This is a genomic window from Pseudomonas berkeleyensis, from assembly GCF_014109765.1.
Lineage (GTDB): Bacteria > Pseudomonadota > Gammaproteobacteria > Pseudomonadales > Pseudomonadaceae > Aquipseudomonas > Aquipseudomonas berkeleyensis.
Genome location: NZ_CP059139.1, coordinates 1,334,163 through 1,355,437, shown reverse-complemented (window position 1 = coordinate 1,355,437; position 21,275 = coordinate 1,334,163). Strand labels below are relative to the sequence as shown.

The 21,275-nt window shown below is 60.1% G+C and carries 21 protein-coding genes and 2 tRNA genes; 16 read left to right on the top strand and 7 right to left on the bottom strand.

What is annotated here, in order from left to right:
- Positions 1–24 precede the first annotated feature (24 nt).
- The 3 genes from HS968_RS06325 to HS968_RS06315 all read left to right on the top strand — a co-directional run bounded on the left by HS968_RS06325 (position 25) and on the right by HS968_RS06315 (position 3,087).
- Positions 25–339, top strand: coding sequence for a YkgJ family cysteine cluster protein (locus tag HS968_RS06325; RefSeq protein WP_119695217.1), 315 nt, complete (start codon positions 25–27; stop codon positions 337–339).
- Between the two features lie 542 nt (positions 340–881).
- A complete protein-coding gene (locus HS968_RS06320; protein ID WP_182370620.1) occupies positions 882–2,015 on the top strand; it encodes an HPP family protein in 1,134 nt (377 codons plus the stop codon).
- A gap of 211 nt (positions 2,016–2,226) precedes the next feature.
- The gene (locus tag HS968_RS06315; protein ID WP_119695219.1) at positions 2,227–3,087 is read left to right on the top strand and encodes a LysR family transcriptional regulator; all 861 of its coding nucleotides are present in this window, start codon (positions 2,227–2,229) and stop codon (positions 3,085–3,087) included.
- Between the two features lie 141 nt (positions 3,088–3,228).
- Here HS968_RS06315 and HS968_RS06310 read toward each other — a convergent pair whose 3' ends face one another.
- The 6 genes from HS968_RS06310 to hemA form a co-directional block, all read right to left on the bottom strand.
- Positions 3,229–3,744, bottom strand: coding sequence for an acyloxyacyl hydrolase (locus tag HS968_RS06310; RefSeq protein WP_182370619.1), 516 nt, complete (start codon positions 3,742–3,744; stop codon positions 3,229–3,231).
- 96 nt (positions 3,745–3,840) lie between these two features.
- Positions 3,841–4,629, bottom strand: a complete 789-nt coding sequence (gene murI / locus HS968_RS06305) for a glutamate racemase (protein WP_182370617.1) — start codon at positions 4,627–4,629, stop codon at positions 3,841–3,843.
- Positions 4,619–5,371 carry a molybdopterin-synthase adenylyltransferase MoeB gene (locus HS968_RS06300; protein WP_119695221.1) on the bottom strand — a complete coding sequence of 251 codons (753 nt, stop codon included), beginning with the start codon at positions 5,369–5,371 and terminating at the stop codon, positions 4,619–4,621. The genes murI and HS968_RS06300 overlap by 11 nt, the downstream gene beginning before the upstream one ends.
- A 4-nt stretch (positions 5,372–5,375) precedes the next feature.
- Positions 5,376–6,209 (bottom strand): peptide chain release factor N(5)-glutamine methyltransferase, encoded by an 834-nt coding sequence (prmC, locus tag HS968_RS06295; protein ID WP_182370615.1) that lies wholly within the window; start codon positions 6,207–6,209, stop codon positions 5,376–5,378.
- Positions 6,210–6,349: 140 nt separating this feature from the next.
- Positions 6,350–7,432, bottom strand: coding sequence for a peptide chain release factor 1 (gene prfA / locus HS968_RS06290; RefSeq protein ID WP_182370613.1), 1,083 nt, complete (start codon positions 7,430–7,432; stop codon positions 6,350–6,352).
- Positions 7,429–8,709: a glutamyl-tRNA reductase gene (hemA, locus tag HS968_RS06285; RefSeq protein ID WP_182370612.1), complete on the bottom strand. Its 1,281-nt coding sequence runs from the start codon at positions 8,707–8,709 to the stop codon at positions 7,429–7,431. The genes prfA and hemA overlap by 4 nt, the downstream gene beginning before the upstream one ends.
- A 209-nt stretch (positions 8,710–8,918) precedes the next feature.
- Between hemA and HS968_RS06280 the strand changes: the two genes are divergently transcribed.
- The 10 genes from HS968_RS06280 to HS968_RS06235 all read left to right on the top strand — a co-directional run bounded on the left by HS968_RS06280 (position 8,919) and on the right by HS968_RS06235 (position 18,240).
- Positions 8,919–10,646, top strand: coding sequence for a tetratricopeptide repeat protein (locus HS968_RS06280; protein ID WP_182370611.1), 1,728 nt, complete (start codon positions 8,919–8,921; stop codon positions 10,644–10,646).
- Positions 10,643–11,260 carry a lipoprotein insertase outer membrane protein LolB gene (gene lolB, locus HS968_RS06275; protein WP_407681644.1) on the top strand — a complete coding sequence of 206 codons (618 nt, stop codon included), beginning with the start codon at positions 10,643–10,645 and terminating at the stop codon, positions 11,258–11,260. Before HS968_RS06280 ends, lolB begins: the two co-directional genes overlap by 4 nt.
- A gap of 356 nt (positions 11,261–11,616) precedes the next feature.
- Complete coding sequence (gene ispE, locus HS968_RS06270) at positions 11,617–12,486, top strand: 4-(cytidine 5'-diphospho)-2-C-methyl-D-erythritol kinase (RefSeq protein WP_182370608.1); 870 nt, start codon at positions 11,617–11,619, stop codon at positions 12,484–12,486.
- A gap of 26 nt (positions 12,487–12,512) precedes the next feature.
- A tRNA-Gln gene (locus HS968_RS06265) sits at positions 12,513–12,587 on the top strand.
- Between the two features lie 56 nt (positions 12,588–12,643).
- Positions 12,644–12,718, top strand: a tRNA-Gln gene (locus HS968_RS06260).
- A 46-nt stretch (positions 12,719–12,764) separates the two neighbouring features.
- A complete protein-coding gene (locus HS968_RS06255; protein WP_106739119.1) occupies positions 12,765–13,706 on the top strand; it encodes a ribose-phosphate pyrophosphokinase in 942 nt (313 codons plus the stop codon).
- A gap of 108 nt (positions 13,707–13,814) precedes the next feature.
- Positions 13,815–14,420, top strand: a complete 606-nt coding sequence (locus HS968_RS06250; protein ID WP_119695228.1) for a 50S ribosomal protein L25/general stress protein Ctc — start codon at positions 13,815–13,817, stop codon at positions 14,418–14,420.
- A 69-nt stretch (positions 14,421–14,489) separates the two neighbouring features.
- Positions 14,490–15,080 (top strand): aminoacyl-tRNA hydrolase, encoded by a 591-nt coding sequence (pth, locus tag HS968_RS06245; RefSeq protein WP_119695229.1) that lies wholly within the window; start codon positions 14,490–14,492, stop codon positions 15,078–15,080.
- Positions 15,081–15,115: 35 nt separating this feature from the next.
- Positions 15,116–16,216, top strand: coding sequence for a redox-regulated ATPase YchF (gene ychF, locus HS968_RS06240; RefSeq protein WP_182370607.1), 1,101 nt, complete (start codon positions 15,116–15,118; stop codon positions 16,214–16,216).
- A gap of 398 nt (positions 16,217–16,614) precedes the next feature.
- Positions 16,615–18,240, top strand: coding sequence for a TIGR04141 family sporadically distributed protein (locus HS968_RS06235; RefSeq protein WP_182370606.1), 1,626 nt, complete (start codon positions 16,615–16,617; stop codon positions 18,238–18,240).
- A gap of 161 nt (positions 18,241–18,401) precedes the next feature.
- Here HS968_RS06235 and HS968_RS06230 read toward each other — a convergent pair whose 3' ends face one another.
- Entirely contained in the window at positions 18,402–18,674 is a 273-nt protein-coding gene (locus HS968_RS06230) for a DNA-binding protein (protein WP_182370605.1), read from the bottom strand.
- 259 nt (positions 18,675–18,933) lie between these two features.
- On the opposite strand from HS968_RS06230, the gene HS968_RS06225 reads away from it, so the two are divergent.
- The 3 genes from HS968_RS06225 (at position 18,934) to HS968_RS06215 (ending at position 21,272) form a co-directional block, all read left to right on the top strand.
- Complete coding sequence (locus HS968_RS06225; protein ID WP_182370604.1) at positions 18,934–19,434, top strand: BRO-N domain-containing protein; 501 nt, start codon at positions 18,934–18,936, stop codon at positions 19,432–19,434.
- Positions 19,434–19,847 carry a FitA-like ribbon-helix-helix domain-containing protein gene (locus tag HS968_RS26630; protein ID WP_182370603.1) on the top strand — a complete coding sequence of 138 codons (414 nt, stop codon included), beginning with the start codon at positions 19,434–19,436 and terminating at the stop codon, positions 19,845–19,847. The genes HS968_RS06225 and HS968_RS26630 overlap by 1 nt, the downstream gene beginning before the upstream one ends.
- A 153-nt stretch (positions 19,848–20,000) precedes the next feature.
- Positions 20,001–21,272, top strand: a complete 1,272-nt coding sequence (locus HS968_RS06215; protein WP_182370602.1) for an S-type pyocin domain-containing protein — start codon at positions 20,001–20,003, stop codon at positions 21,270–21,272.
- The last annotated feature ends 3 nt before the right edge of the window (positions 21,273–21,275 follow it).

The following is a 21,275-nucleotide window of genomic DNA, read 5'->3' as shown; positions in this document are numbered from 1 at the left end:
GGTTCTCACGTACACTGCGCGCCCATGAGCACTACCATCCCCCTCCACCAATTGCCGAGCGAGCCCAGCGTCAGCTGCAGCACCTGCGCGGCCTGCTGCTGCCAGCTGGAAGTCATGCTGATCGGTGATACCGGCGTGCCGCAACGCTACATCGAGACCGACGAGTGGGGTGGCGAAGTCATGCGCCGTCTGGACGACGGCTGGTGCATAGCACTGGATCGCGACAGCATGCGCTGCACCATCTACGCCCAGCGCCCGCTGATCTGCCGCGAGTTCGAACTGGGCGCCGCGGAATGCCTGGAAGAACGCCGCGGCATCGCCACCGCCTATACGCAGTGACATTGCATATATGAATCTTAATGATCAGATAGTGCAATTTAACGAATATCAACGAGCGACTCTGCGTTAGTTCACCGCTCTCCAAGGCTCACCGCCACTCGAGCGAAGCCCCAGAACAGTGCATCCCAGCACGCCAGGCGGTATTTGATATCAAAAAAACAGAATATAAACGTCTTTATTATTAATTAGTCGCCCCCCATCGTCATCACGCACAATTTCGGTGCTTCCTTCAGCGAATCGATCCGCACGCTCACAGCCAGCGCCGAGCGCTAGAAGGATATGCCTGAAATTCTCAGCAAGACGGAATCACGATGGCTCACCTTGCGACTGCCCCCGACGATGACAATGATCAGCTCGTCCGCCGCCTCACCCTCGCCGCCCTGTTCGCTTGCCTGATCAGACAGCCACTCGAGGAACCCCCGGCCAAAGATCACCTGCTCACCTGACTTTCCTTCGCCCAGGGACGGGCGTCCCGATGTGCCGCCTGCGGCACTTTGTCGGCTCTTCAGCAGTGAGGAGCCTTCTTTTTTCTGCCGGACACCATGAACACACCATCACGACTGCACCAATGGTGCATCGCTTTTCTTCCTAATGCCCCGCACACGCGCCCGCGGGAATGGCTGCGTGCAGCGCTCGGCGCCAGCCTGGGGTTTACCTTTGCCACCTGGCTGTGCAGCCAATTCTTCGGCCTGCAGTTGGCCGTGCATTTTTCCGGGCCACTGGCCGCTTCGGCAGTGTTGCTGTTCGCCGTATCGTCCGGCGCACTGGCACAGCCCTGGTCGATTCTCGGCAGTTACCTGTGCGCCACGCTGGTCGGCGTAGTGGTCGGTCACCTGCTCGATCACAGCCTGCTCGGCGCCGCCCTGGCGATAGGCCTGAGCCTGCTGCTGATGTGCCCGCTACGCTGCCTGCATCCTCCGGGCGGGGCCATCGCCTTCTGCGTGGTGTTCGCACCGATGATCCCCGGTGTGCCCAACTGGTACCCAGCCCTGACGGTGCTGAGCGCCGCGCTGGCCCTGCTCGGTTGCGCGCTGATCTACAACAACCTCACCGGCATGCGCTACCCACGCCAGCGCACATCAGTGACCGATGCCCATCACACTGACGATCCGTCACCAGGCGAACGCGTGGGCATTCGCGGCACCGACCTCGACCAGGCCCTCGACGAACTCGGCGCCTTCGTCGACGTGACCCGCGAGGATCTGGAGCTGATCGTGAAAAGTACCGAACGCTACGCGCTGCGCCGCAGCATGGGTGACATCCGCGCCGGCCAGGTGATGTCACGCGACCTGGTCTGCGCCGCGCCGAGTACCAGCATCAAACAGGGACTGCACCTGCTGCGCCACCATCACCTCAAGGCACTGCCGATTCTCGACCGTAATCAGCAACTGGTCGGCATCGTCAGCCTGAGCGATCTGGTCGCGCCCCTGCATAGCCGCCCGGCCAGGCGCTTCGGCCTGTTCGAGCGCAAGCCGCGGCCGCGCCTGGGCGACCTGATGAGCAGCCCGGTGCGCTGCACCACTGTCGATACGCACGTCGCCGATCTGATCGGCGTACTGTCCGACCGCGGCCTGCATTGCTTGCCGGTGCTGGAGAACGACAAACTGGTGGGGATGATCACCCAGACGGATCTGATCGCCGCCCTGCAGCGAGACCTCCTGGCCCATTTCGACTAAGAGCGTGCTCAAAGTCTGCTGCGCGTCGGCCATGCAGCGTTGAAATCAAGCTCAGAATGCTCATTTACAGCTCGTAAAGTCGAACGCGACTCCGAGCGTTCTTCGCTCGATTTCGCCTTGCCTGGCTCTAGCTCGCGAGATCGTGAACAGGTTCTAATCGCCACAGCCCGTAAACTGCAGCCTCTGCCCGCTCCCGGAGCATCAACGCGACATGGACATCGATCTCACCCGCACCTTTCTGGAAATCGTTCGCAGCGGCAGTTTCATCGCCGCCGCCGAACGCCTGCATGTCACCCAGACGGCCATCACCGCGCGCGTCCAGAAACTCGAAGGTCACCTCAACTGCACGCTGTTCGTGCGTAACCGCGCCGGTGCCAAGCTGACCGCGGACGGCGAGGCTTTCGTCTCCTACGCCAACCAGATCCTGCAGACCTGGGAAGCGGCGCAGCGCGAGCTGCCGCTGCCGGACGGCTACCACAACGTGCTACGTATCGGCGGCGAAATCAGCCTGTGCAACCCGCTGATGCTGCACTGGGTCAGCCGTATCCGCGCCAATATCGACCAGTACGCCGTGCACACCCATATCGGCGACGGCCAGGAGCTGCTACGCCAACTGGAGCTGGGCGTGCTGGATGCCGCCCTAGTCTATCAGCCGACCTACTGGCCAGGCATGCAGGTAGAGCAGTTGCTGGAGGAAAAGCTGATTCTGGTGCGCGCGAAAAAAGCCGAGCCCTACGTGTACGTCGACTGGGGCGAGGCCTTCCGCCTGCAACACGACAGAGCCCTACCGGATCAGGCCAAGGCGCCGGTGTCCTTCAACCTCGGCCCGCTGGCCTTGCAGTACATCCTCGAACACGGCGGCTCGGGCTACTTCCGCACGCGGGTGGTGCAGAGCTATCTGGACAAGAAGGTGCTAAAGCGCGTGCCACGGGCGCCGGAATTCAACTACCCGACCTACCTGGTGTATTCCCGCGAGCGCGACTCTGCGGTGCTGCAACAGGCCTTCGAGCTGCTGCGCGAAACCATCGCCGAAGATACCGATTGGTCGCAGCGCTGGGATCCGATGATCTGAGCCACACCTGAAACGAAATCGCCCCTCATCTAGAGGGGCGATTTCGTTGTAGCGCTGCCGAAACAACCTTTCGATTCGGTGGGCTGAAGCGGAGCGACGCCCCATAACGAATGTCGTTCGCTGTCAGATCGTGAACAGGTATCAGAAGCTCAGACGGTAATGCAGCGTATAGGCCTCGACGCCATCGTTGGGCTGCTTGATACCGGCGTTGGAGTAGTGGAGCGCACGCAGACCGATTTCCTGGCCGGAAAAACGCAGGCCAACGCCAATGCGGTCTTCGAACTGGAAGGACGAACCCAGGCGGTTGTCTTCCAGCTCGGTGCTGGCGAACGCCGCAACGCCGATACCGGCTTCGATGTAGGGGCGCACGGTCTCACCGGCAAACTCATAGACGAACACCGGAGCGAACGACAGGCTGTGGTTGCTCGCGGTCTTGTCTCCATCCCAATAGGTGTAACCCAGATCCCAATAGCCGGTCAGGCGGCCAACGCTGCTCTGCAGCCAGCTGGTATTCCAGTCCCACTGCGCGCCCAGACGGTAAACCATGGTGGAGTCGCCACTCTGACCAATGGCCGCGGTCACGTCCGCAGCCTGCACAGATCCAATCACTGCGAATGACAACGTCGCAGCTGCAGCTAAGGCACACAACTTCTTCATGAGTTCTTCCTTAATTGGCGGGAGATTTTTATCAGGCTCGCTACAAAAATATAGAAGTATTCGGTATCAGGGAAAGCTTAATACGAAAAAAACTCACTATAGCGAAAGAACTTCGGCCTTTTCACCCAGCAAAATCGGCAATACTCGGCAAAGTTGTGCGGTGTCGCCACTGCTCCAGTAACGGGTCGGCTGCACCGGTGCGGTCGCCAGCAGATCGTCCTGGATCAGTAACCGCTGCAGCTGTCGTGCGACCGCAGCGCCGGTATCGATCAGGGTGATCGACTCAGGCACCAGTTCGTGCAGCAAGGGGCGCAGGAAGGGATAGTGCGTGCAGCCGAGGATCAACGTGTCGCAGCCCTCGGCCAGCAACGGCGCGACATAGCCTTGCAGCAATTGCCGCGTAGCTGGCGCCTGCAACTCACCTGCCTCGATGCACTCCACCAACCCTGGGCAGGGCTGCGTGATCACCCGCACGTCACTGGCGAAACGGTCGAGCAGTGCGGCGAACTTGGCGCTCTTGAGCGTGCCAGTGGTCGCCAGCACGCCGACCACGCCACTACGCGTCGCAGCCGCGGCGGGCTTCACGGCTGGCTCCATACCGACGATGGGCAATTGCGGATAACGCTCACGCAGCTCAGCGCCGGCTGCCGCCGTGGCGGTATTGCAGGCCAGCACCAGCGCCTTGGCGCCCTGTGCCAGCAGGTGCTCGATGATCACCATGCAGCGTTCGCGAATGTACTCGGGGCTCTTCTCGCCATAGGGCACGTGGCCGCTGTCGGCAACGTAAAGCAGTGACTCGTGCGGCAACAGCTGGCGAATCTCGCGCAGTACCGACAGGCCACCGACGCCGGAGTCGAAAACGCCAATCGGCGCGTTACTGGGCATTGCCGCAGACACCACAGGCCGGGTCGCGCTTGACCCGCAGCTCGCGAAAACGCGTGCCCAGCGCATCGATCAGCAGCAGACGGCCCACCAGCGGTTCGCCGAAGCCGGCCAGCAACTTGAGTGCCTCCAGCGCCTGCAGGCTGCCGACCAGCCCCACCAGCGGACCAACCACGCCGGCTTCGCTGCAGGTCAGCTCGGCTTCGCTGCCGTGACCGTACAGGCAGTGATAACAGGGGCTGGCAGCGTTGCGCGGGTCGAATACCGACAGCTGGCCTTCCAGGCGGATCGCCGCGCCAGAAACCAGCGGCTTGCCGGCTGCGACGCAAGCCGCGTTGACGGCCTCACGCGTGGTGAAATTGTCCGAGCAATCCAGCACCAGGTCGACGCCGCTTACGGCAGCGGCCAGCGAATCGGCGTCCAGCGCCTGGCGATGCGGCACCAGGCTGATCTGCGGATTGATCGCTGCCAGACGGGCCATGGCCGAATCCACCTTGGCCTGGCCGATGCTGGCGGTGTCGTGGGCGATCTGCCGCTGCAGGTTGGTCAGATCCACCGTATCGAAGTCGGCCAGGTGCAACTCGCCAACCCCGGCAGCGGCCAGGTACAGCGCCACCGGCGAGCCCAGCCCGCCCATGCCGACGATCAGCACGCGCGCCTGTTTCAGGCGCAACTGCCCTTCCACATCGATCTGTTTCAGCAGAATCTGCCGGCTATAGCGCAGCAGTTCATCATCGCTCAGCATCTGATCACTCACGGTCGAAACGTCCCAAACTGATGCGCTCGTGCCCGCCCAGGTCACGCCGGCTGTGCACCTCGGCGAAACCGCCGGCAACGAGCAGTGCACGCACGGCCTCGGCCTGATCGAAACCATGCTCGAGCAGCAGCCAGCCGCCCGTCAGCAGGTGGCTCGGTGCACAGCGGATGATCGCACGAATGTCGTCCAGCCCGTCGCTGCCGGCTACCAGCGCGCTGCTTGGCTCGAAGCGTACATCGCCCTGGTCGAGGTGATGATCATCGGCACGAATATAAGGTGGGTTGCTCAGGGTCAGGCCGTAACGCTGCCCCGCCAATGCAGAGAACCAGTGGCTCTGCACGAAGCTGGCGTTGTCCAGCTTTAGGCGTTGGCGGTTGCGCTCGGCCAGGGCCACGGCATCTTCGACACGATCCACACCCGTCACCTGCCAGGCTGGGCGCTCGCTGGCCAGGGCCAAGGCGATGGCGCCGGTACCGGTGCCCAGGTCGAGCACGGCCAGCGGTGTGGCGGGTAGCAGTTCGAGCGCGGTTTCCACCAGCAGCTCGGTGTCCGGACGTGGGATCAGGGTATGCGGCGCCACTTCCAAATCGAGACTCCAGAAGCCCTGGCGCCCAAGAATGTAGGCAACCGGCTCGCCATTCCGGCGGCGCAACATGAACCCGTCGAACTGCGCCTGTTGGGCCGCGTTCAGCTCACGCTCCGGCCAGGTACGTAAATAGCTGCGTGGTTTGCCCAGAGCGGCCGCCAACAACAACTCGGCGTCCAACCGCGGCGTCGGCGAGTCGGGCAGATCAGCGGTGTTGAGCAGGGATTCGATGCTGGCCATATTTCTCTCGTAGCCCGGATGCAATCCGGGAAGTATGTCCCCGGATTGCATCCGGGCTACGGTTGTGGTGCGCACGGCGCACCCTAGGGTATACGCGGCGCAGGGTGCACCATGCGCACCGCAATGACCTCAAGCGAAACTCAGTCGCCCAGCGCCGCCAACTGATCGGCCTGGTATTCGGCCAGCAGCGGTTCGATCACCGCCTCCACGCCACCCGCCATCACTTCGTTCAGCGAATAGAGGGTCAGGTTGATGCGGTGGTCGGTCACCCGGCCCTGCGGAAAATTGTAGGTACGGATACGCTCGGAGCGGTCTCCGGAGCCCACCAGCAGCTTGCGCGTTTCGGAGATTTCCTTGTGCGCCGCCGCTTCTTGTTGATCCTGCAGCTTGGCCGCCAGCCAGGCCATGGCCTTGGCGCGGTTCTTGTGCTGCGAGCGTTCTTCCTGGCATTCCACCACCGTGCCGGTGGGGATGTGGGTAATGCGGATCGCCGAGTCCGTGGTGTTGACGTGCTGACCACCGGCGCCGGAGCTGCGGTAGGTATCCACACGCAGATCTGCCGGGTTGATCTCGATGGCCGCCTGCTCGTCCGGCTCCGGCAACACCGCCACGGTGCAGGCGGAGGTGTGGATGCGGCCCTGGGACTCGGTTTCCGGCACGCGCTGTACACGGTGCGCGCCAGACTCGAACTTGAGCTTGGCGTAGACGTTGTCGCCTTCGACGCGGGCGATCACTTCCTTGAAGCCTCCGTGCTCACCTTCGTTGGCCGACAGCACCTCGACCCGCCAGCCCTGCTTCTCGGCGTAGCGCGAATACATGCGGAACAGGTCGCCAGAGAAAATCGCCGCCTCGTCGCCGCCAGTGCCGGCACGGATTTCCAGGTAGACGTTGCGCCCGTCATTGGGGTCTTTCGGCAGCAACATGCGCTGCAGACGGTCTTCCAGCTCGACCAGCGCTTCCTTGGCCTGGGCTACTTCCTCCTCGGCCATCTCACGCAGATCCGGATCGCTGTCCTTGAGCAGCGCCTGGGCGCCTTCAAGGTCGCTCTGCACCTTGCGCAGCTCACGGAAGGTGGCGATCACCGGCTCGATCTCGGCGTATTCCTTGGAGTAGGCACGGAACTGGGTCTGCTTGGAAATCACCTCGGCGTCGCCGAGCAGCGCCGTCAACTCCTCGAAGCGGTCGCTGAGGTTGTCGAGCTTGTTCAACAGTGAAGCTTTCATTGCAGACCTTTGTCCTGCGGCGCGCTCTCGTCGAGGGCGAATAATTCCTGGGCCAGGCTGAGCGCATCGATGCGCCCCTCGGCGGTAAGTTTCTTCATGCGCACGCTGGGGGCATGCAACAGCTTGTTGGTCAGGCCGCGCGCCAGTTGCGCCAGCACGTCCTCGGGGTTGCCACCGTTGGCCAGCATGCGCTGGGCCTTGGCCAGTTCCTCGTCACGCAGACGCTCGGCCTGCTGGCGGTAGGCCCTGAGCACATCCACCGCGGCCAGCTCACGCAGGCGCTGCATGAAATCATCGGTACCGGTGGCCACCAGTTCCTCGGCGGCCTGCGCCGCGCCCTGGCGGCTCTTGAGGTTTTCCTCGATGACTTCGTGCAGGTCATCGACGGTATAGAGGTAGACGTCATCCAGCTCGCCGACCTGCGACTCGATATCGCGCGGCACGGCGATATCGACCATGAAGATCGGCTTGTGCTTGCGCTTTTTCAGCGCACTTTCCACCGCGCCCTTGCCGAGAATCGGCAGTTGGCTGGCCGTGGAGCTGATGACGATATCGCTGTGTGCCAGCTCTTCGGGAATGTCCGACAGCAGCACCGCGTGTGCGCCGAACTGCTCGGCCAGTTGGCTGGCACGCTCCAGGGTACGGTTGGCGACGACGATACGCTTGATGCCCTGATCGTGCAGATGGCGCGCCACCAGGCTGATGGTCTCGCCGGCACCGATCAGCAGCGCCTGGCTGCGGTGCAGGTCGGCGAAGATCTGCTTGGCCAGGCTGACGGCGGCGAAGGCCACGGACACCGGGTTCTCGCCGATGGCGGTATCGGTGCGCACGGTCTTGGCGGTGCTGAAGGTGGCCTGGAACAGCCGGCCGAGCAGCGGCCCGACGGTGCCGGCCTCACGCGCCACGGCATAGGCGGACTTGAGCTGGCCGAGAATCTGCGGCTCGCCCAACACCATCGAATCCAGCCCGCAGGCCACGCGCATCATGTGGCGTACCGCCTCGTCCTCGCTGTGTACGTAGGCACAGGCACGCAGCTCGTCGACGCTCAGGCGGTGATAATCGGCCAGCCACTGCAGCACTTCGTCGCTGCTCAGCTGATCCTGCTCCAGGTACAACTCGCTGCGGTTGCAGGTGGAAAGGATCGCCGCCTCACGACTGGGCGTCAGCCGACACAGCTGCTGCAGTGCCTCGACCAGTTGCTCCGGGGTGAAGGCAACGCGCTCGCGCACCTCTACCGAGGCGGTCTTGTGGTTGATACCGAGGGCGATAAAGGCCATGCAGGGTCGCTGAGGGGCAATACGGAAGCCGGCAATTGTCCTACTTCGCTCCCGAGAGAACAACTCCCGCGACCGATTGTCCCAATAGACAGTTCGCCGCATCGTCCAGGCCAGTGGGCTTGCCCCGAGGCTTGTGTCATGATGCCGCGAACGTCGCAGGGCACGAGCCAGCATGGCCGTCGCCCCGGAATAACGCACGACAAGGCACTATGAACAGACCCCTCGCGTTAGTCACTGCAATTGCCCTTCTCAGCGGCTGCCAAACCTTCGCACCCAGCGAGCCAGACGGCACGCCACCGGTACAGGAAGCCGACCAGACCACCCAGCTGGAGCCGAGCGAATACGGCTCGTTCAGCCAGGAAACCCTGTTCGCCCTGCTCACCGCCGAGCTGGCCGGCCAGCGCAACCGCTTCGACATTGCCCTCGGCAACTACGTGCAACAGGCGCAGGCCACGGGCGACGCCGGCGTTGCCGAGCGTGCCTTCCGCATCGCCGAATACCTCGGCGCCGAACAGCCAGCGCTGGACAGCGCGCTGATCTGGGCCAAGAACGCGCCGAACAACATCGACGCGCAGCGCGCCGCCGCCGTGCAACTGGCCCGCGCCGGCCGCTATGACGAATCCATGACCTACATGGAGCAGGTGCTGCAACGTCAGGGCGACACCCATTTCGACTTCCTCGCCCTGTCCGCCGCAGAAACCGACCCGGATACCCGTGCCGGCCTGCTGCAAGGCTTCGACCGCCTGCTGAGCAAGAACCCGGACAACAGCCAGCTGCTGTTCGGCAAGGCCATCCTCCTGCAACAGGACAGTCGCGCCGAGGAAGCCTTGAAATTGCTGGAGGATCAACCGGCCAGCCAGACCGAGGTTTCGCCGATCCTGCTGCGCGCTCGCCTGCTGCAAAGCCTCGGCCGCAGTAACGAGGCGTTGCCACTGCTGCAAAAAGGCATTCGCAAGAATCCTGACGACAAACGCCTGCGCCTGACCTATGCCCGCCTGCTGGTCGAGCAGGATCGCCTGGACGACGCCAAGGGCGAGTTCTCCAAGCTGGTACAGGAAAACCCCAACGATGATGACCTGCGCTTCTCCCTGGCACTGGTGTGCCTGGAGGCCGAGGCCTGGGAAGAGGCCATCGTCTACCTGCAAGAGCTGGTCGAGCGACGCAGCCATGTCGACGCCGCCCACTACAACCTGGGCCGCGCCTACGAGGCGCTGAACGATATCGACAGCGCACTGCAGGAATACAACCTGGTCGGCCCGAGCAACGACTACCTGCCGGCTCAGCAACGCCAGGCCGCGCTACTGTTCGACCAGCAACGCGACGAGGAAGCCAGCGCACGCCTGGCCCAGGCACGCGACGCCCAACCCGACTACGCCATCCAGCTGTACCTGATCGAAGCCGAAGGGCTGAGCAACCGCCGCCAGGTCGAAGCCGCCTGGAACACGATCAACCAGGGCCTGGAACAGTTCCCCAACGACCTGAACCTGCTCTATACCCGCGCCATGCTGGCGGAAAAGCGCGGTGACCTGGCCCAGCTGGAAGCCGACCTGCGCTACATCATCAAGCGCGAGCCGGAACACGCCATGGCCCTCAACGCCCTCGGCTACACCCTGGCCGATCGCACCACACGCTATGAAGAAGCCCGCGAGCTGATCGAGAAAGCGCACCAGCTCAACCCGGAAGACCCGGCCATTCTCGACAGCCTCGGCTGGGTCAACTACCGCCTGGGCAACCTCGACGAGGCCGAACGTCTTCTGCGCCTGGCTCTTGAGCGATTCCCCGATCACGAAGTCGCCGCGCACCTGGGCGAAGTGCTCTGGGCCCAGGGCAAACAGCGTGAAGCCAGACGCGTCTGGCGCGACGCCTTCGCCGATGCGCCCGACAGCCCAATCCTGCGTGACACCCTGTTGCGCCTGACCGGTTCCGAGACTCTGTGATGCTTCGTCACCTGCTCGTATTCAGCCTTATCGCCCTGCTCGCTGGCTGCTCAGGCCTCACCTCGCGTGAAGCGGTGGAAGGCCAGGGCAACCCTGCCGACTGGCAGGCCCACAAGAAACAGATCGCCCAGCTCGACGGCTGGCAGATCAACGGCAAGATCGGCATTCGCGCCCCGCGCGACTCCGGCAGCGCGACGCTGTTCTGGCTACAGCGCCAGGACTACTACGACATCCGCCTTTCCGGCCCGCTCGGTGGCGGCGCCGCACGCCTGACCGGCCGCCCCGGCGACATCCTGCTGGAAGTCTCCAACCGCGGCCGCTACCAGGCCGAGTCCCCGGAAGCACTGCTGCGTGAACAACTGCGCCTGGATCTGCCGGTCTCCAACCTGCTCTGGTGGATTCGCGGCCTGCCCGCGCCGGACAGCCGCAGCCGCATCACCCTCGACAGCGACAGCCACCTGGCACGCCTGGAACAGGACGGCTGGCAGGTCGAGTACCAGCGCTACGCCGAGCAGAACGGCTACGCCCTGCCTGAACGCCTGAAGCTCTATGGCCAGGATCTGGAAATCACCCTGGTGATCAAGGATTGGCAGCCACGCCAACTCGGCCAGTAACGCCCCATCGCCCTCTCCCCCGGCCCCTCTCCCATAAATGGGAGAGGGGGGCTCAACGCATCACGCTAGCTCTCTTGCAGCACCGTAGCCCGGATGAAATCCGGGGCAATCCCCATCCCCCCGGATTGCATCCGGGCTGCGCGCTAGAGTCGGTATCAGCCGCGAAGGCGTCGGCGATGGTTCAGCGTTTCAGCTAAGCACTTCGCGGCTAAAAGCCGCTCCTACAGGGGAGGCTGCGCTTTTGTAGGAGCGGCTGGGCGGCATTCCGTTTCAGCCGCGATGCTCCTCTGACGCACCTGCCGATGCATTTCCCGAATACAATCGACCCCATCTCGCGACGACGCCCAGCCCTGACCATGACCGCCATCCCCACCCAAGCCGAACTGATCCTGCCTGCACCGGCCAAGCTCAACCTGATGCTGCATATCCTCGGCCGCCGCGCCGACGGCTATCACGAGCTGCAGACCCTGTTCCAGTTTCTCGACCATGGCGACGAACTCGGCTTCGCCCTGCGCCAGGACGGCGAGATTCGCCTGCACACCCCCATCGAAGGCGTAGCGCACGACAGCAACCTGATCGTGCGCGCCGCGCGTCGCTTGCAGGAAGCCAGCGGCACCCCGCTGGGCGCGGACATCTGGCTGGACAAGCGCCTGCCCATGGGCGGCGGTATTGGCGGCGGCAGCTCGGACGCCGCCACCACCCTGCTCGGTCTCGACCACCTGTGGAGCACGCAGCTCGGCGAAGATCGCCTGGCCGAGCTGGGCCTGGCGCTGGGCGCCGACGTACCGGTTTTCGTGCGTGGCCGTGCAGCCTTCGCCGAAGGTGTTGGCGAACGCCTCACTGCGGTCGAACTGGAGGAACCCTGGTTCCTCGTCGCAGTACCGCAAGTCTTTGTCAGCACAGCAGAAGTTTTCACCGACCCTGAGTTGACACGCGATACGCCGCCCATTAAAGTTCGCAGCCTTCTTGCGGGGGGTGGTCGAAACGACTGCCAGCCGGTGGTTGAGAGGCGTTACCCAGAGGTTCGTAACGCCTTGATCTTGCTGAACAAATTTGTTCCGACAAGATTAACCGGCACTGGAGCTTGCGTATTTGGGAGCTTCCCAAATCGGGACGATGCTGATAAAGTCGCCCGCCAACTTCCAGGCACTCTGCCGAGCTTTGTCGCTCAAGGTCGCAACATCTCGATGCTGCACCGAAAGCTCCAAGCACTGGCCAAGAAGTGAATGCCAAGCATTCGGTTATACGATACAGGGGCGTCGCCAAGCGGTAAGGCACCAGGTTTTGATCCTGGCATGCGTTGGTTCGAATCCAGCCGCCCCTGCCATAACCTTCCACGGAAGGCATCGTCAACCGAGTCAAACAGCATTCGATACTGAATATAGGGGCGTCGCCAAGCGGTAAGGCACCAGGTTTTGATCCTGGCATGCGTTGGTTCGAATCCAGCCGCCCCTGCCATTTTTCATACCCATCCAGGTATACCCCCAGCCGGCAGGTACTGCGCGTGTCCAAGATGATGGTCTTCACGGGGAACGCAAACCCCGATCTGGCGCGACGGATCGTTCGTCAGCTGCACATTCCCCTCGGCGATGCTTCGGTCGGTAAATTCTCCGACGGCGAAATCATGATCGAAATCAACGAGAACGTCCGTGGTAAGGACGTCTTCCTGATTCAGCCGACCTGTGCACCCACCAACGATAACCTGATGGAACTGGTCGTGATGGCTGACGCCTTCCGTCGTTCCTCGGCTACCCGCATCACCGCGGTCATCCCCTACTTCGGCTACGCCCGTCAGGATCGCCGTCCGCGTTCTGCACGTGTGGCGATCAGCGCCAAGGTAGTGGCCGACATGCTCACCGTGGTCGGTATCGACCGCGTGCTGACCGTCGACCTGCACGCCGACCAGATCCAGGGCTTCTTCGACATCCCGGTGGACAACATCTACGGCTCCCCGGTACTGGTCGATGACATCGAAGACCAGCGCTTCGAAAACCTCATGATCGTTTCCCCGGACATCGGCGGCGTCGTTCGCGCTCGCGCCGTGGCCAAGAGCCTGGGCGTCGACCTGGCCATCATCGACAAGCGTCGTGAGAAGGCCAACCAGTCCGAAGTGATGCACATCATCGGTGACGTCGAAGGCCGTACCTGCATCCTCGTCGACGACATGGTCGACACCGCCGGCACCCTGTGCCACGCGGCCAAGGCCCTGAAAGATCGCGGCGCAGCCAAGGTTTACGCCTACTGCACCCACCCGGTACTGTCCGGCCGCGCGATCGAGAACATCGAAAATTCCTCGCTGGACGAGCTGGTGGTCACCAACACCATCCCGCTGTCCGCGGCAGCGCAGTCCTGCTCGCGTATTCGCCAGCTCGACATCGCCCCGGTTGTCGCTGAAGCGGTTCGCCGCATCAGCAATGAAGAATCGATCAGCGCCATGTTCCGCTAAGGAACATCCGCTGACGTAAAGCGCCCCGCCACGTGCGGGGCTTTTTGCCCTACCGCCCCAACGCTGGTCGCAAGCGTAAAGGCGGTTTGGTTATTTTGGAGAAGTGAAATGACTGTTGAATTTGCCCTGAATGCCGAAGTGCGTTCCGACCTGGGGAAAGGTGCGAGCCGCCGCCTGCGTCGTAACGCCAGCCTGGTTCCTGCCGTAATCTACGGCGGCGAAAAAGCCCCGCAATCCATCAGCCTGCTGGCCAAAGACCTGGCCAAGCTGCTGGAAAACGAAGCTGCCTTCAGCCACGTCCTGAGCCTGAACGTTGCCGGCGCCAAAGAAAGCGTCGTCATCAAGGCCCTGCAGCGTCACCCGGCCAAGGGTTTCGTTCTGCACGCTGACTTCCAGCGCGTCGTTGCCGGTCAGAAACTGAGCGCCCACGTCCCCCTGCACTTCATCAACGAAGCAACCTCCGTTGGCGTGAAGCAGCAAGGTGGCGAAGTTTCCCACACCCTCAACGAAGTCGAAGTTTCCTGCCTGCCGAAAGACCTGCCGGAATTCATCGAAGTCGACCTGGCTGCCGTAGAAGTCGGTCAGAACCTGCACCTGTCCGACCTGAAACTGCCGAAAGGCGTTGAGCTGGTCGCACTGGCTCACGGTAACGACCTGGCAGTGGCCAACATCCACGCCAGCCGCGTTAAAGACGAAGAAGGCACTGCCGAGTAATCCACTCGCAGCGTCGGAAACCGATCCGGTAGGCGACACGCCGGATCATTTCCTAGAAAGGGCTCCTGTATGACTGCCGTACAACTGATCGTTGGCCTGGGTAACCCGGGCCCCGAATACGACCAGACCCGGCACAATGCAGGGGCCCTTTTCGTTGAGCGCCTGGCCGAAAGCCAGCGCGTCAACCTAAGCGTAGATCGCAAGTATTTCGGCCTGGTGGGCAAGTTCGTTCACCAGGGTCGCGAAGTTCGTCTGCTCATCCCCACCACCTTCATGAACCGCAGCGGCCAGGCCGTGGCGGCGTTGGCGAATTTCTTCAAGATCAAGCCTGAAGAAATCCTGGTGGCCCACGACGAACTCGACATGCCCCCCGGCGTCGCCAAACTCAAACAGGGTGGCGGGCACGGCGGGCATAACGGGCTGCGCGACATCATCGCCCAGCTCGGCAACCAGAATAACTTCCACCGCCTGCGGCTCGGCATCGGCCACCCCGGGCACGCCAGCCTGGTTTCCGGTTTCGTCCTCGGCCGCGCCCCGCGCAGCGAGCAGGAACTGCTGGACAAGAGCATCGGCTTCGCCCTCGACGTCCTGCCGGAAATACTCGCTGGCGACTGGGCCGTCGCCATGCGCAAGCTGCACAGCCAGAAAGCCACTTCTTAACCTTATTCACCGCCTTTGGCGCGAGGGACAACACCATGGGATTCAATTGCGGCATCGTCGGCCTGCCCAACGTCGGCAAGTCCACCCTGTTCAATGCCCTCACCAAGTCCGGCATCGCCGCTGAGAACTTCCCGTTCTGCACCATCGAGCCGAACAGCGGCATCGTGCCGATGCCCGACCCGCGCCTCGATGCCCTGGCCGAGATCGTCAAACCCGAGCGCGTGATCCCCACTACCATGGAATTCGTCGACATCGCCGGCCTGGTGGCGGGCGCCTCGAAAGGAGAAGGCCTGGGCAACAAGTTCCTCGCCAACATCCGCGAGACCGATGCCATCGCCCACGTGGTGCGCTGCTTCGAAGACGACAACGTCATCCACGTCGCCAACAGCGTCGACCCCAAGCGTGATATCGAGATCATCGACCTCGAACTGATCATGGCCGACCTCGACAGCTGCGAGAAGCAACTGCAACGCGTAGCCCGCACCGCCAAAGGTGGTGACAAGGAATCCGTGGCGCAGAAAGCGCTGCTGGAAAAACTCATCCCACACCTCACCGAAGGCAAGCCGGCGCGCAGCCTGCTCAAGGACCTGGGTGACGACGAGAAGCGCCTGGCCAAGACCTTCCACCTGCTCACCACCAAGCCGGTGATGTACATCGCCAACGTCGCCGAAGACGGCTTCGAGAACAACCCGCTGCTCGACGTGGTGCAAGCCATCGCCGACGCAGAAGGCGCCATCGTCGTACCGGTGTGCAACAAGATCGAGGCCGAGATCGCCGAACTGGACGATCTGGAAGAAATGCAGATGTTCCTCGAAACCATGGGCATGGAAGAGCCGGGCCTGAACCGCGTCATCCGCGCTGGTTACTCGCTGCTCAACCTGCAGACCTACTTCACCGCCGGCGTGAAGGAAGTGCGTGCCTGGACCGTCAAGGTCGGCGCCACCGCTCCGCAATCGGCCGCAGCCATCCACACCGACTTCGAGAAAGGCTTTATCCGCGCTGAAGTCATCGCCTACGACGACTTCATCCAGTACAAGGGCGAAGCCGGCGCCAAGGAAGCCGGCAAATGGCGCCTGGAAGGCAAGGACTATATCGTCAAAGACGGCGACGTGATGCACTTCCGCTTTAACGTTTGATCGTTGTAGGTAGTGCATAAACAGAACCCCGCAAAAGCGGGGTTTTGTTGTTTTTGGGGTGGGGAATTGTTGGGTTGGGGGTGGGACGAACCGCCCCGCTGAGCCAGAAAAACCCATAGAACGGGGCTTCCAGCCCTCCTCTACGCTGGCTAGGCCAGTCCGTTCCAAAACATTCGACCAATGTAGTCACCCCTCCCTCTTTACCTTCCTCCCCTCACGCGATAGCTTTCCCCTACTGGCAATGTGCCAATTCAAGGGATCTTTTAGAGGTAAGGATGGCCCGTCGCAGTGCTCCCCCTTTCGAAGATTCCTTTTCTATCGCTAGTCGCCTTCCATGGTGGCTGAGCCTGATGGCTTCCTTTTTCTAAAATTTCTACTCAGATAGTCATGGAGGACGAATGATCGATAAGGACAAAGAAACAAAGCAACATCTGTCCATATATCTGGCTAAAGATCCTTCAAGCCTAGACTCCACAACGTTAAAAATAGAGTCAGCCAAACCCCCAATAGAATTCAAACTTGAGAACATTGAATCAGCAGTACTTTACATTAAAAAAGACCCACCCAAGCACTCCCCATCCTGGACAAAATTATTTACTTCAAGACCTGAGCTTCCTGAAGGTGCGTTTGGTGAATCCAGCACTGTTGGGGCGGTTTTAGCAATACGTCATTGCGGCGAAAAATTTATATTAACTTTTGGATCTGGCTTTCACCTACTCCAGGGAGAGCACATTGAACGGGACTTTGGCCTACGGGTAACTTTAAACTCAGTAGACCCAGACAAATTGAGAAGCCTAGATAAAGCCAGCTACGACCATAACCCTCTAAACTCACGAACACAAAGCACAAGAGAAGTAGATATATTCGACTTGCATATCGATTCAGAAACAGAAATGCTTTATGCAGTAACAGGCACTTCAACTGTGAAATGCTTTGGCTCCCAAGTAACAGGCCGAGACGCTCTAACACTGACTGTATCAACGAATCTGGATGGACTTGCAGAAATACTTCGAGAAGCCTTATTCAGGTACAGACAGAAACTACCCGAAAACTTTGAGTGGGTCGATAACGTTTCTCGAGTCAGAGATAGCGCCACATGCCAAATCCTTGACTTAGAGTTAGATGACGTTTTAGACAAACAGGATTTCTCCCGCTTATGGTTAGGGGAGCCAGAAGTTGTAGACTGGGAAAACCAAGTCGGTTACTCGTTCGACATGTGGCCGAGAACGCCAAGGCATGTCGTACTAGAGATTAGTGACCTTCAAGATTACTTGACCACTAAAGCTCTACCTTTCACGGTTAACTCTTTACACACTGTAGGGGTACACATAAACAATAGCGACTACAAAGAAATAAAAAGCTGGAGCGCTTACAGGTGTCTCTATGCAGAAGTGTCTGTAGGCGGCGAAGAGTACATTTTAAGGAATGGGCTCTGGTATAAAATTGATAAAAACTTCGCAAGCAAGATCGACCAATCTTTGTCTGATTTAAAAAGCTATGAACACCCGCTACCGATATACAGCTTTGACACAGAAGGCGAATACAATGAAAACGCGAGCAAACTTGACACCAGCTATCACCTAATGGACAAAAAGAACATCCACATCGGGGGGATCTATGACAAAATCGAGTTCTGTGACTTAGTCAAAGACTGGAAAGATTTCATTCATGTCAAATATTATAGAAGCTCAAGCACCCTCAGCCACTTATTTGCTCAAGGATGCGTATCAGCAGAAATTTTTATTCGGGATCAGGAATTTCGCGAAAAGGTTAACAACAAATTACCTGCGGGATTAAAGCTAGCTGACGCCCAAAAAATGCCTGACGCAAGACTCTATCAAGTCATTTATGCAATCGCGACAGACAAGCAGATCCCCCAAGACCTTCCTTTCTTTGCAAAAGTCACTTTAAAAAACTCAATCAAAAGCCTTCGCGCACTTGGATACTCAGTAAAAATATCCAAGATAGACGTTGACCCTGCGGTTCGACTAAAAAAGAAAATTAAGCCCAAAAACAAACCATGAAAGCGCCATTAAGCGCTTAGATAAAGTTGGGACAGCAGAGTTTTCAATTTCTCTTGGTCTTCAGAATTATTCACTACGTGCATCTTCCGATGGCAATTCGGACAAAGTGCAACGGTGTTCTCCACCGTGTCAGGGAAAAGGGGACAGATTTATTTTCTGCCCTACCCTGCGTTTGAGCCGTTCTGGTTTCGGTTGGCCTCGTCGTAATCAGGGCTCGTCTGACCATGTTCCGGCATCGCTTCGCCAGTCAACAACCACCACCTATAGCTTGGAAATACTCGACCGAGAATCTCGATCTCGTTCGCCCCGATGCGGGCCTTGCCTCTCTTTATGTTCTGCCAGCGCACATAGGCAGTGCTTCCCGCTTCAGCCAAGGCCTTGATGCTGGCAATTTCCAGCAATCTAAGACCTCTATCGGTAATCCCTTCGCTCATTAGAAAAAACCATAAGTGTTCTATGTACATTTATCGAGCGGCATGTATTATTCGAATATGTACCTAGTACATTTAAACCGCGTCGCTGTTGGTGGCCCGATTATAGGAGTAATCGCATGGAACATACCTGTTCTGATGCGCACCCTGCCTGTAGCGGGTTTCCGCAAGGCGAGACGCGGTAAAAATGCATGCTGGATTAGCACTTGGCATATCTCCAACCAGCGAAGACGCACGCCTACCTGAACCCACGGAGGCCTTTATGGAAGAAAGCTATGTCCCCTTGCTGCTGATGCGGCATAACCGCCCGCTGCGCGGCGTGATGATCGACCGCCAGCCCTGGGTCTGCGCCAAGGAGTTCGGCCTGTTGATGGGGCACCGCCACCCGGAACGAATCTGCCGGCTGATGGATGACGACCAGGTGCGCACGGTGATCTTCCGTACCCACCAGGGCGATGCAGAGCCAGTGCAGATGCTCAGCGAATCCGCGCTTTACCGCGCCCTGTGCCGTTTCAGCCATCCCGAGAACCGCAGCCTGCGCCGTTGGCTCACCCACGAAGCGCTGCCCGCCCTGCGCGACGCCTGGGAACATCGCACGCAGGAACCAAAACGCACGCTGATGGCCTGGGATCGCCAACGCATCAGCCTGCTGGAATGGCAAGGCGACCTGTGGATAGCCCTGCGCGATATGCCGCGCTTCGCTCCACCGTCAGCACCCGGTGAGAGCTCGTTGCGTGCCCTGCTCAATCGCTGGTGGCACTGATGGCCAGCCTGACCATTCGCAACCTGGATGCCGACCTCAAGGAACATTTACGCGCCCAGGCAGCTCGCAATGGACGCTCGATGGCAGAGGAAGTGCGGCAGATACTGCGTGAAGCGCTCTTCAATGAACGGCCCAAAGCCACGACCTGCAGAATACTGGCCCCTACAGCCACATCGCTGGCTGACTTCAAGAAAGACCCTATGGGCATCATCCGCGAAGGCGGTAGTGAGACGGTGGTGATCCTCGATCGTAACGTGCCTGTTTTCTATGCAGTCCCTCCTTCGCGGTACGAAGCCATGCAGGAGATACTCGACGACAGCTGCCTGGCTGAAACCGTACGTACGCGGCGCGGCGGGCCAACTATTCGGGCCGATATCGATGACCTCCTCGCACAGGCTGGCGAAACCGACTGATTGGCGCAGCAGTTCGACACTCCGACTCAGCAACTCCCCATAAATGCTCACTTGGTCAAGTTTCAGGGCATTGAACACAGATGCACGGGGCATCGCATACGCGCGCGAAGGTACGATTACCCGATTAAGTCCTATTCATTCGACGGATCGAAAATGAGCGGCTATGTACCCAACAACAGGCATGAACGACCGGCTCCAAAACCTGAACCTTATAACGGCAATTTCGACAGCCAACCATCACACCCCCTTGTCGTGGAACAACCGCCTGAACCTCGTCACACGGAGCCAATGTTAGCGGGCTGTGTATTTGCCAAATCCTGCAACCTGCCCGATGGCGTAATCGACTATCAGCAACCCGGTAACTTCATCCCCCTGGAATCATTGAAGACCTACGGGGAATGGGCAGTGCTCGCCACCGGGAGCGCTATCTCTGCAACGGGTACGCCGTTGCAACTGGTCGGCGGCTCCACATCAGGAACAGCACTGGCCACACGCTTGGGTGGAAGTATTTCGCTAGCACTGACGGAAGGCGTAGCCACAGCCGGCGTGATGGCGAGTACAGCGCTAGGCAGCATTGCCATGCTGCTACCCAATAACAGCCTTGCCCCAGACAGCGCCTTTTACACTCGTGAGCAGTACGCCTTGCTAAATATGGGGCGAACCCGTGCACGACTGCATATAAAGCATCTGCCCGAGGGCGCTATCGATCTCTACGGTTTTTACACAGGGGGAAAACCTAGCTGGGAGAACGTGCCAGTTATCGCAGCCGTTCCACGGGGCGACCAGTTCGTCGCCGATATAGGCCAGGGCATCGAGCTTATCTGGACACCGGCTACGAATCCGAATGACGTGCTGGGTATTCCAGCGTTGGAAGGAGCACCCGCACTGCCGAGCGTGTGGGTTTACCCACCGACGGAGAAATCCGATCAGATCCTGGTTACGCCTGTGCATCCGCCCGAGTACCAGGATGCGATCATCTGGTTCCCCAGCACCGATATCCAGCCGATCTACATCACGCTGAGCCTGCGTCACGAGCCGGGTGTCGTGACCGGACAAGGGCAGGATGTAACTGGCATCTGGCTGGAGAATGCAGGCCGGGAACTCGGGGCGCCAGTTCCCTCACAGATTGCCGATCAGTTGCGGGGGGAGCAGTTCAGCAGCTTCGATGCCTTCCGTAAGAAATTCTGGAAAACCGTCGGTACGGACACGACCCTCTCGAACCAGTTCATATCCGCTAATCGCAAACGTATGCTTGCGGGGAAAGCTGCCAAATTACGAGAGAAGGATCGGGTTGGAGGAAGATCCACCTACGAACTACATCATGTCGAGAAAATCTCTGAAGGCGGAGAAGTCTATGATGTCGACAACCTTAGAGTTGTCACCGCTAAAAGGCACATAGAGATACATAAGACAGAAGGGAAGTAACGA